The sequence below is a fragment of the Lacrimispora xylanisolvens genome, from assembly GCF_002934545.1.
Taxonomy (GTDB): Bacteria; Bacillota; Clostridia; order Lachnospirales; family Lachnospiraceae; genus Lacrimispora; species Lacrimispora xylanisolvens.
The window spans coordinates 43,213-53,573 of the sequence record NZ_PTJA01000022.1 but is presented as its reverse complement, the minus strand read 5'-3'; the positions used below and the strand labels follow the sequence as shown (position 1 = coordinate 53,573).

The following is a 10,361-nucleotide window of genomic DNA, read 5'->3' as shown; positions in this document are numbered from 1 at the left end:
GGAGAATCCCCAGAGATGTCCTTACCACTATACTTATAAAAAAGAATAAGTCTGAAAGCAATTTTTCTTGCTTACAAACTTATTATACGAGGAGAAGTCACATGGAACTGAAAATTAAGAAACTCAGTAAGCAGTTTAAGGATAAGACTGCCGTTGATGATGTCAGCCTGACTCTTACACCAGGTATATGGGGGCTGCTAGGCGCTAACGGAGCAGGTAAAACCACGCTGATGCGGATGCTGGCAGGAATTCTTAAACCTGCCAGAGGCGAAATTTTTTATAATGGTAAAGATATTCATACTATGGGAGAAGCATACAGGGACCGACTGGGGTATCTGCCACAGGAATTTGGATTCTTTCATGATTTTACAGTAAAGGATTACCTGGAATATGTAGCCGCTCTAAAAGATATCCCCCGAGAAGAGACCGGAGACCGGATTGATCATCTGCTTCATACCCTCACCCTGAGGGAAGTAAAGAATAAAAAAATCATCAAATTATCCGGTGGGATGAAGCGTCGGGTAGGGATTGCACAGGCAATGCTCAACGATCCTGAAATTCTGATTATGGACGAACCAACGGCTGGTCTTGATCCCGGAGAACGGGTTCGTTTCCGAAATCTTATTTCAGAATTTTCCCAAGAGCGTATTGTACTGATTTCTACCCATATTGTTTCTGATATTGAGTATATTGCCACACAAAATGCCATTATGAAATCGGGAAAAATTCTGGCTGCAGGAAAAACGGAGCAATTGGTACAACTGGCAGACGGAGAAGTCTGGTCCTGTCTGGTACCAGCTGAGAAGATGCCATTGTATGAAATGCAGCTGCGTATTATTAACCGGCGCAGTGAAGGTAACAACAGGGTTGCTATCCGTTATTTATCAGAAGAGAAAAAGATAAGTGATTCTGTAACAGTACCGCCCAGTCTGGAAGATTTATATTTATGGCTGTTTCCTGAGGAGAACATAAATGAGGGAGGAAGATAACTGATGAGAATGTTTTTACTTGAAATAAAACGAGTGGTTCAATCTCGCCGTGTCATATTCTTAATGTTTATTGCCCTGGCTATGTCGGTCTTAATGGCCTGGCTTCCAGTTATGTATGAGGATATTAACCAATATGGAGAGAATGGGGAAAAAGTAAGAGAATTAAATGGCCTGAGTGCCATTGCCTATAAAAAATCTCTTCGTTCTGCTTACAACGGAGAAGTGCTTCCGGAAAAACTCAATCGTGCTTTAATGGTTTATCAGAATGCGGTTTCTCCATATGGAGAAAACAGTCTCTATAGCGGAGACTTTCCGGTGTCCCTTTATATGGAAAACGTATTTCCGACAGAATCGCTGCTGGGCAGATTGCCGGAAGCATTTTCAAATCCAAAAACGGGTCAGGCAGCCAGCTTGATGGAAATTTCTTCGGCTGATACGGAGCGGTTTTACCAGCAGACAGTCGAACATTTAAAACATATTATGCAGATGGAGCAAAAGGACCATAAAGAAGTACAGGAGCAGGCGCTGAGAAAATTTGCCAAAGTGAAAATACCGTTTCAGCTTTATTCCGGATATTCCAGGGATGCTTTTGATTATATCGCTTTATATATCTTCCTTCTTATTATTCTGTGTACAGCTGCCGTTACACCTACCTTCTCCAATGAGTATCAGACTGGCTCGGACAGCATTTTACGCTGTACCAGGAATGGGGGTATGAAACTGGCTATCGTGAAAATATTGGCGGCACTGACTATTTTTTCATCTGCGTTTATTATTTGTATCTCCCTTCATCTGTTAATCTCAGACCTGGCATTTGGAACGGAGTGCATGAAAACATCCATGCAGATGCTGTTTTCTGTCATCAGTCTGCCTGCTCTTAATTTAGGACAGCTTCAAATTGTTCTGGCAATTGGAGGACTTGGGTCTCTGCTGGCAACGATCAGCTTTACCTTGTTTTTGTCGGCCAGATTTAAAGACTCTGTTTCTGTTGTTTTAATTGCTGTTATCGTGTGCCTGCTCCCGGTTTTTACCTATTCTTCCGGATTTGACTGGCTTACGTTTCTTTTACCGTCTGGAGGAATGGGCATGCAGAACAGCTTACTTTATCAGCTGACAGATTTTAAATATCTGCATATTGGAACAGTCAGCATCTGGACTCCTTATGTAATCATGGCAGCAGCGGTAATTGAAACACCGTTATTTCTTTTTCTGACAGTGCAGACTTATTGCAATCATCAGGTTGATTAGAGATTTCGTTTCCTGGCTTTGAACCGTATAAAAGCTTAAATAAGTTTTATACTAATAAAAAAGTCAAAATGGAGTTAATATGAAAGCAAATAAGAGACTGACAAAAGCATTTAAACATGCTGAAACCATACCCTTTGATAAAAATTCTAAATTTATATTTTTTAGTGACAGTCACCGCGGTGATGACAGTGTTTCAGATGAATTTATCCGCAACCAGAACATTTTTTTACATGCTCTAAATTATTATTACAAAGAGAACTACGTTTATATAGAAGTGGGCGACGGCGATGAATTATGGGAATATAAAAATTTCAGTGTCATCCGATTGGCCCATACGGATGTGTTCACTGTAATGAAGAAGTTTTACGATTCCGGACGGTTCATTATGTTATATGGGAATCATAATATTTATCTTAAGTCCAAACATTTTGTAAAATCCAATTACTATGAATTTTATGATTATTACAATCAAAAGACGGTGGATTTATTTAAGGGAATCAAACCAAAAGAGGCTTTGGTTTTACAATATAAAGAAAATGGGCAGAAGATCTTTGTACTTCATGGACATCAGGGAGATTTTATGAATGATCAGTTATGGGTTGTGTCCATGCTGCTTTTGCGCTATTTTTGGAGATATCTCCATCTGGTGGGTTTTGATAATCCCACAAGCCCTGCCCGTAATTTATTTAAAAGGCATAAGATAGAACGGATCTATGATGAATGGATCAAGAAAAAAAAGGTTATGCTGATCTGCGGTCATACCCACAGACCTAAATTCCCAAAAGCAAATGATCTGCCCTATTTTAATACTGGCTGCTGTACCCGGACAAGAGGAATATCAGGCATTGAGATAATGAATGGTGAGATCCTGATGGTTGACTGGAGGATCGCAGCCGATGAAGAGGGAGGGCTGAAAGTCCTCCGAACTGTAGTCAGAGGACCGGAGCCCATTGAAAAATACAATAGCAGGAAATAAACCAGACTTTTTAAAAGGATATTTCAAAAACAGCTCCCTGTTCCTGGTTATACGCTTTAATTCTGCCGTTCAGCAGCTCAGCTGCAGATTTTGCAATGGCAAGCCCTAATCCGAAATTACCATTTTTCCCTTTATAGAAACGGTCGAAGATAAAGGGAATGTCGTTTAGGGGAATTCCGTCGCCGTCATCTGATATGATCAAAGATACGATTCCGCCTTTTTTTTCCAGGGAAATGGTGACTTTCTGCCTGGCATAGCGCATGCAGTTGGACACGATGTTAATTACTGCCTGGGAGAGAATAACGTCGTCAGTCTGAATCATTACGTCATATTCAGGCAGAAGCAGTTCTAACTGTTTCTCTGATTTAGCCGCCAGCCCCATAAGACGCTGGGTATAATCTTTTAATAAATGACACAGGTTGACCTCTTCCCACTGTGGTTTGTACGTTCCGCTTTCGTAGCGGGAGAGTGTGAGCAGCTCACTTACAAGTTCGTTTAAGCGTATGCTTTCACGTTTGATGATCTGAGCTGCTTCTTTTGTATCAGGGAAGATGCCGCTTTCAATTCCTTCGGCATACCCCTGAATGGACATGAGTGGAGTTCGTAGTTCATGAGAAGCATTTTGCAGAAATGTCTTCTGATTTTTATCATAGGTCTCCAGCCTTCCCACCATGATACTGATGTTATCATAAAGCTGCTTAAACTCCAGTGTATCCTGGGGAATGTTAAAATGGCTCACATCAAAATCCCCCTGCCCGATCTGCAGGGAAAGAACTCCAAGCCTGGTGATGGGCACTGTAATATGTGCCGCAATTTTCTCTGAAAAATAGATGGCGATAAGGATACCAAGAAGCATGATGGCAAAAAGGATAAGATTGACTGCTCCCAGATATTTATTCATTCGGTCTGCCGGAAGGACAAATACGGCTGTCAGATTGCTTAAATCGTCATTATTCAGGGAATAGGCGATGGTGAAGTACTTTTTACCGTTTACAGGAATGGTGTAAACGGTGCCCTGGTTCATCTTAAGATACTCATCCTTTATCACATCTAAATATGCAATCTGGGAGGGGGCAAGCTTTATCTGTGATGGAAATACAGGTTTTGCATCCCGGTCCAGAAGATAGAAATCCATACCTTGTGAAAAATGAGAGGATTTAAGGGCCATGAGGATATTCCTTGCCATACTCAATGCTTTCTTCTCTGAGGGCTGGCCTCCGTCTGTTTCCAGTTCACTTTTTATTTCCTTTTCCACTGCCCGGATAGTAGTTTTTAATTCATTTTTTGCAGTCGCATTGCTGTAGATGCGAAAGGAAAGATTAAATAATATAAGGGTGGCCAGGGGAATCAGTATAAGAAGGGTTAAAAATGGCTTCTGGATTTTATTTTTTATACTCTTCATGGGTATCTCCTAATTCCAGGCGGAAACCAAAACCCCAGACAGACTGTATTTTTACGTCTGCTTCCGCAGCTGCCAGTTTTTTTCGCAGTCTTTTAATCACATCATCGGTTGCTCTGGTATCCGCTTCAAAATCAAATTTCCAGACATGCTTTAGCAGTTCTTCCCTGGATACTGCCTGTTCCTTTTTTTCCAGCAAATAGACCATAAGGGCAAATTCCGTGGGGGTAATATCCAGTGTCTTATCGTTAACGGAAAACTCTCTTTTATTTACATCAGCCTTTATATTTCCAAAAAGATAGATTTCTCCCTTGTAGCTGCCTAAGTCCAGCTCCATTCTCCGAAACAGTGCTTTTACTCTGGTTACAAGCTCCATGGGAGAAAAAGGCTTTGTTAAGTAATCATCAGACCCCAAGGTGATTCCTGCTATGCGGTCTGCTTCGCTGTCTCTGGCAGAAACAATTACAATCAGTGCATTACTTCTTTTCCTGATCTCCCGGCATAACACCAGTCCGTCCGTACCAGGCATCATAACATCTAAGATTACCATATCTGAAGGATTTTTATCAAAGGCGGCATACAATTGGTCTCCGTCTGGAAATGTCTGTACCTCAAACCCCTCAGCAGCCAGAAAAAGCTGTATTAAGTCCCTGATGGGCTGTTCGTCATCTGCAAGGTAAATTCGTTTCTTTTCCATTTATTAATAACCCTTCCTTTCGGCTGTTTCGTATATTTTATCATTTTCTTTTTCGAATTCATAGAGCTGCCACAATTTTGCCACAGTTTCACCTTTGAAATGCGTCAGGTAATGGTAGTATGATTTCAAACAGAAAAGAAAAAATCCCCCTCTATGAAAGGAGTAACAATTATGAAGAAATCAATGAAATCGATTACCTCTCTTTTAACAACCGCTATGCTTATCACAGGAACAGTAGCCATTCCAGCTCAGGCAGCGACAACAGCAGTAAATCCAACGAAAGCAGCAGCAACAACACAGACAGGTAAGGCTGATACAGCAGCAAAGGCAACGGAAGCAGCAAAAACAGCAGTTGCAGCAAAAACAACAGAGGCAGCTAAGACAACAGAAGCAGCAAAAGCGGATTCCGCAAAGGCAGCAGCTGCTAAAACAGATAAGAAAGCCGTTACAAAAAAGGCAGCGAAAGTAAAGAAACATAAAAAAGCAGCTGCAAAGAAGACCAGCAAGGCTAAAACACATAAAAAAGCAGCTGCAAAAAAGACAAAAGCAGTAAAAAAACAGAAAAAAGCAGCAAAGGTCAATAATACAGCAGCAAAGACAGCAGCCAAAAAAACTGCAGCAACTACAAAAACCGCAGCAACTACGAAAACTGCAGCTACTACAAAAACTACAGCAACTACAAAAGCCGCAGCTGCTACAAAAAAATAATACATAGGAATATATAAATATATTTTAATCATCGACTGCACTATTTATAGAATTGAGACCGAATTTCTCTGGTTCTCAAATATATTAAATAGTGCAGTTTTTCTAATCATTTCTCTAATCTTCCATATAAAATCCATCTTGTGTATAATGCACAAATAAGAACTGCTATTTTAATTAGATTTTACACGTTGACATAACGCTGTTTTTTCTCTATACTTAATCCATTATAAGGATTGTTACTCTTTGAGGCATTACCTGTTTTATTTGGTATGCTTTCAGAGAGTTTTTTGTTTATTTACGTACTTTCAAGTGAGGAAATATTATGAAGGTTATAAAAAAGATTAACAATAATGTTGCATTATGTGTGGATAATCATAAAAAAGAGTTAATTGCTTTTGGCAAGGGAATCGGTTTTCCCCCTATGCCTTATGAGATCAGTGATCTTAGCTCCATTTCAATGACCTTTTATCGAATGGATCAGAGCTTTTATAAATTATTAGAGGAAATACCAGAGGAAGTTTTTGAGGTATCGGCAATCATTGTTAAAAAAGCTCAAATGACACTGGATTGCAGTTTGAATCCCAATCTTTTGCCAGGACTTGCGGATCATATTCATTTTGCATTAAAGCGTATAGAGAAATACAAAGAAATGAAAATGCTTTTTTCCTATGACATCGAACAATTGTATCCGGCAGAAACTTCCTTGGCAAGATATGCAGTTGGGCTGATTGAACGGAAGCTGCGCGTAAAGCTGCCCGACAGCGAAATAACCAATATCGCAATGCATTTCGTAAATGCAGAAGAAGAAAACATAGGTGAAACCAACGGGGAGATTGATACTGACCAGCTGATTGATGAGGTCACTGGAATGATTGAACAGACATTTGAAACAGAGATAGACCGGGAAGGGTTTAATTATAACAGGTTTGTCATGCATTTCAGATATTTTTTGAAGCGAATTATAGAAAAAAAGCAGTTTATAGATGATAATGGAGCTTTATTTGGAACACTGAAGGCTGAAAAGCCGGAGATTTACGATTGTGCCGTACAAATCAGTGACAGAGTGGTTGAACGGCTGCATGCAGAGATAACTCAGGATGAGATACTATATCTGATGATACACATTAATCGGATTATAAAAAATAATACAATCAATTAAGGAGATTAAGATGGGATTATTTGATAAAATAGGACAGAGATTCAGCAGCAGAAAAATTGTTTATATGCCGATTACCGGTAAAGTAATTTCATTAAGTGAAATTAACGACGGTGTATTTTCGGAAGGCATTCTTGGAAAAGGAGTTGGTATTATACCTGAGGAAGGTATTGTATACGCTCCATTTGACGGAGAGGTTATTTTAATTGCAGACACAAAGCATGCCATTGGTTTAAAAAGTACCCAGGGTGTTGAACTCATCATACATGTGGGAATGGACACCGTGGAGATGAATGGGAAAGGCTTTAGCCAGCAGGTAAAAGTCGGAGATTCAATAAAATGCGGACAGCAGATTATGACATTTTCTTTAGAGGAAATAAGTAAAAGCGGCTATGTGTCCACAACGGCAGTGATTGTAACCAATTCGGATCAATTTAAAACAGTTGAAGTTCTTTTAGAAGGCGATCAGGAAAAACAAAAAGAGCTGCTTAGTCTTTCTTAAATGATCAGCCCGGTTCCTATGAATGGAACCGGGCTGTTTCCTTTCTGGTTATTTTAATGATTATAAACTGGTGGACCTTTCTTCCGTCTTTGCCGCTTTTTCATCAACCTTGGTCAGCTTTACCAGCTCATACCAAAGGACCGATGCAGCTGCCAGCCCCAACGCAGTTAACATCTGCAAAGCAGAGAGTGGAGCCAGCTTTAAAAGTCCTGCGAGAGGTGAATAGAGGATGACTGCAAGGAGAATAACGGTACCTGCGTTGACAGCCCACATAACCTTATCATTCAGAAGCTGTCTGATGGAACAAAAGATGTTGTCATAGTCCGAGCTGTTGACCTGCACAAGAAATAAATTTGCCAGCATGATAATGGAAAGCCCCATGGAACGGGCGGCAGGTGCATGGGCAGGACTGTTTCTCACAGTGTAGTAATATGCTCCAAAGGAAGCTGCAAATACAAACAGACCCTGGAGAATGCTTTTTGAAAGCAGTTTCCCAGTCAGCAGCTTTTCTTTTGGATTGCGGGGATTGCGTTTCATAATGTTGGTTTCGGCCGGCTGGCGTTCCAGCACAATGGAGCAGGTGGGGTCAATCAGTACTTCCAAAAGAACCACATGAAGAGGCAGGAGTAAAAGAGCAGCAGGGGCAATGCCAAGGAATGGGCCCAGCAGGGAGGAGAAAGCGATGGGAATATGAATTGTAAACACGTAACCCACAGCTTTGCGAATGTTATCATAGATGCGGCGTCCGTCCCTGATGGTTTCCACGATGGTGGTAAAGTTATCATCCATTAAGATAAGGTCGGCGGCCTCTCTGGACACCTCGCTGCCTCGTTTCCCCATAGCAATCCCAATGTCGGCATATTTAAGGGCGGGAGCGTCATTGACGCCATCGCCGGTCATAGCCACAATATCGCCATTTTCCTTAAATGCTTTTACAATCCGCATCTTGTGCTCCGGGATAACCCGGGAGAAGATGGAAACGTTTTTAACAGCCTCCTGCAGCTGGGTATCAGTCATGGCTTCCAGCATTTCTCCCGTAATAATACGGTCGCTGCCGGGAATACCGATTTTCCTTGCAATTGCGGAAGCAGTAATACCATTGTCACCGGTTATCATGACGACACGGATGCCGGCTTCCCTGCATACGGCTATATCATTTTTCACACTTTCCCTGGGAGGGTCTGCCAGACCCACCAGTCCCAGAAATGTCAGGCGGCAGTCTGTAATAGAGGCAGGAATCGCCTCGTCATTGTCAGGATTTGCAGTTGCAATTCCAATCACCCGTAATCCTTCCCTGGATAAATCGTTAATTTGTTTTTCAGCAATTCCTCGTTCCTTATCGGTGAGTTCACAGATTGTCAGGATCCGTTCCGGGCTTCCTTTTGCAGCGATAACCAGCTGACCGTTCCGGCGCCAGACATGCCCCATCATTTTCAACTCATTGGTAAAGGCGTATTCGGTCACAAATTCATTATGAAACAGACTTTCTTTTGATATACCATGCTCTTCACAGTAGGCGAGCATGGCTTTTTCCATGGGATCATAGGTATCTGTTTCACAGCCCAGTCCCATTGTTTCGATCAGTTTTCGTTCCTGTTGGTTTCCAGTCCACACTTTTTGAACCGTCATCTGATTCATGGTGATCGTGCCGGTTTTATCCACACACAGGACTGATACGGCACCAAGTGTCTCTACACTTGGCAATTTACGCACCAGTGAATTCTTCTTAGCCAGTCTCCAGGCTCCCATAGAAAGAAAGACGGTGAGGATGACCGGAAACTCCTCCGGGATCATAGCCATGGCAAGAGTCACTCCGGAAAGGATACTTTCAATAAGCCGGTCGCTGAATCTGTGATCAGGGATATTAAACCAGGTAAAGATTCCTACCATCAGGAAAAGAACACCTGCTATTACGGCGCAGGTCTTCACCAGCTTTCCGGTCTGCTTTTGCAGCGGGGTATCTTCCTGAGGTGTAATGGCAACTCCCAGACCGATTTTGCCGTATTCAGACTGCGCTCCGATCTTATCCACTTTAATGGCTCCGGTGCCCTGCATAACCAGTGTTCCGGCATAGCAGTAGTCCTTTCGCCAATAGTCTTTTGCAGACAATTCATTTCCTGCAGGTATTTTATAGACTCTTTCAGCCTCGCCGGTCAGAGTGGATTCATCTATACATAAATCAGCACAGCGAATCACCTCACCGTCAGCCGGAATCTTCACACCTTCGTGAATCATCATTAAATCACCAGGCACAAGATCTGCGCTGGCAATCAGTTTTTCAACCCCATCCCGAATTACCGGAATTGTGGGTGCAGAAAGGTCTTTCAGAGCGTTTAAGGTTTTATCTGTTTTCCATTCCTGAATTACATCAATGCTGATTATGCCAATAACAAAAATAAGCATAATGGCACCATCTCTGGGTTCTCCCAGAATAAAATAAATGACAGCTGCAATGATTAGTAAAAGGAACATGGGTTCGCAGATAATGTGAAAAACTTTCTTGAAAAAGCGTTCCTTCTTCTGCGGTATCAGTTCGTTTTTACCATACTGATGCTGTCTTAGTCTGGCCTCCTCGCTGGATAGGCCATTGTAATTTGGGGTGTCTGTCATAAAAAAAATCCTCCATCTCTCGCCAATGCGGCGGTGTCATGATTTCTCCTATGGCACTCCATTTGAGTTCGTTGTT

9 protein-coding genes are annotated in these 10,361 nt (G+C 41.8%); 6 read left to right on the top strand and 3 right to left on the bottom strand.

Translation table 11 applies throughout. From position 1 onward, the window contains the following. Positions 1-101 precede the first annotated feature (101 nt). The 3 genes from BXY41_RS26190 (at position 102) to BXY41_RS26180 (ending at position 3,213) form a co-directional block, all read left to right on the top strand. Positions 102-989: an ABC transporter ATP-binding protein gene (locus BXY41_RS26190; protein WP_104439824.1), complete on the top strand. Its 888-nt coding sequence runs from the start codon at positions 102-104 to the stop codon at positions 987-989. 3 nt (positions 990-992) lie between these two features. Beyond that, positions 993-2,237 (top strand): ABC transporter permease, encoded by a 1,245-nt coding sequence (locus BXY41_RS26185; RefSeq protein WP_104439823.1) that lies wholly within the window; start codon positions 993-995, stop codon positions 2,235-2,237. A 79-nt stretch (positions 2,238-2,316) separates the two neighbouring features. Continuing rightward, positions 2,317-3,213, top strand: a complete 897-nt coding sequence (locus BXY41_RS26180; RefSeq protein WP_104439822.1) for a metallophosphoesterase — start codon at positions 2,317-2,319, stop codon at positions 3,211-3,213. Between the two features lie 10 nt (positions 3,214-3,223). On the opposite strand, the gene BXY41_RS26175 is transcribed toward BXY41_RS26180, so the two are convergent. Further along, entirely contained in the window at positions 3,224-4,615 is a 1,392-nt protein-coding gene (locus tag BXY41_RS26175; protein WP_104439821.1) for a sensor histidine kinase, read from the bottom strand. Continuing rightward, the gene (locus BXY41_RS26170; RefSeq protein WP_104439820.1) at positions 4,596-5,309 is read right to left on the bottom strand and encodes a response regulator transcription factor; all 714 of its coding nucleotides are present in this window, start codon (positions 5,307-5,309) and stop codon (positions 4,596-4,598) included. Before BXY41_RS26170 ends, BXY41_RS26175 begins: the two co-directional genes overlap by 20 nt. A 171-nt stretch (positions 5,310-5,480) precedes the next feature. On the opposite strand from BXY41_RS26170, the gene BXY41_RS26165 reads away from it, so the two are divergent. From BXY41_RS26165 to BXY41_RS26155, 3 genes are all read left to right on the top strand, one after another. Beyond that, the gene (locus BXY41_RS26165; protein ID WP_104439819.1) at positions 5,481-6,017 is read left to right on the top strand and encodes a hypothetical protein; all 537 of its coding nucleotides are present in this window, start codon (positions 5,481-5,483) and stop codon (positions 6,015-6,017) included. Between the two features lie 322 nt (positions 6,018-6,339). Then, a complete protein-coding gene (locus BXY41_RS26160; RefSeq protein WP_104439818.1) occupies positions 6,340-7,176 on the top strand; it encodes a PRD domain-containing protein in 837 nt (278 codons plus the stop codon). A 10-nt stretch (positions 7,177-7,186) separates the two neighbouring features. Then, complete coding sequence (locus BXY41_RS26155) at positions 7,187-7,675, top strand: PTS sugar transporter subunit IIA (protein ID WP_104439817.1); 489 nt, start codon at positions 7,187-7,189, stop codon at positions 7,673-7,675. Positions 7,676-7,735: 60 nt separating this feature from the next. Here BXY41_RS26155 and BXY41_RS26150 read toward each other — a convergent pair whose 3' ends face one another. Then, entirely contained in the window at positions 7,736-10,285 is a 2,550-nt protein-coding gene (locus tag BXY41_RS26150) for a cation-translocating P-type ATPase (RefSeq protein WP_104439816.1), read from the bottom strand. Positions 10,286-10,361: the final 76 nt, after the last annotated feature.

Bases quoted from the DNA above. Each gene is read 5' to 3' on its own strand.
- BXY41_RS26165 (WP_104439819.1), top strand. From the start codon at position 5,481: ATGAAGAAATCAATGAAATCGATTACCTCTCTTTTAACAACCGCTATG.
- BXY41_RS26150 (WP_104439816.1), bottom strand. From the start codon at position 10,285: ATGACAGACACCCCAAATTACAATGGCCTATCCAGCGAGGAGGCCAGA.
- BXY41_RS26190 (WP_104439824.1), top strand. From the start codon at position 102: ATGGAACTGAAAATTAAGAAACTCAGTAAGCAGTTTAAGGATAAGACT.
- BXY41_RS26180 (WP_104439822.1), top strand. From the start codon at position 2,317: ATGAAAGCAAATAAGAGACTGACAAAAGCATTTAAACATGCTGAAACC.
- BXY41_RS26175 (WP_104439821.1), bottom strand. From the start codon at position 4,615: ATGAAGAGTATAAAAAATAAAATCCAGAAGCCATTTTTAACCCTTCTT.
- BXY41_RS26185 (WP_104439823.1), top strand. From the start codon at position 993: ATGAGAATGTTTTTACTTGAAATAAAACGAGTGGTTCAATCTCGCCGT.
- BXY41_RS26155 (WP_104439817.1), top strand. From the start codon at position 7,187: ATGGGATTATTTGATAAAATAGGACAGAGATTCAGCAGCAGAAAAATT.
- BXY41_RS26160 (WP_104439818.1), top strand. From the start codon at position 6,340: ATGAAGGTTATAAAAAAGATTAACAATAATGTTGCATTATGTGTGGAT.
- BXY41_RS26170 (WP_104439820.1), bottom strand. From the start codon at position 5,309: ATGGAAAAGAAACGAATTTACCTTGCAGATGACGAACAGCCCATCAGG.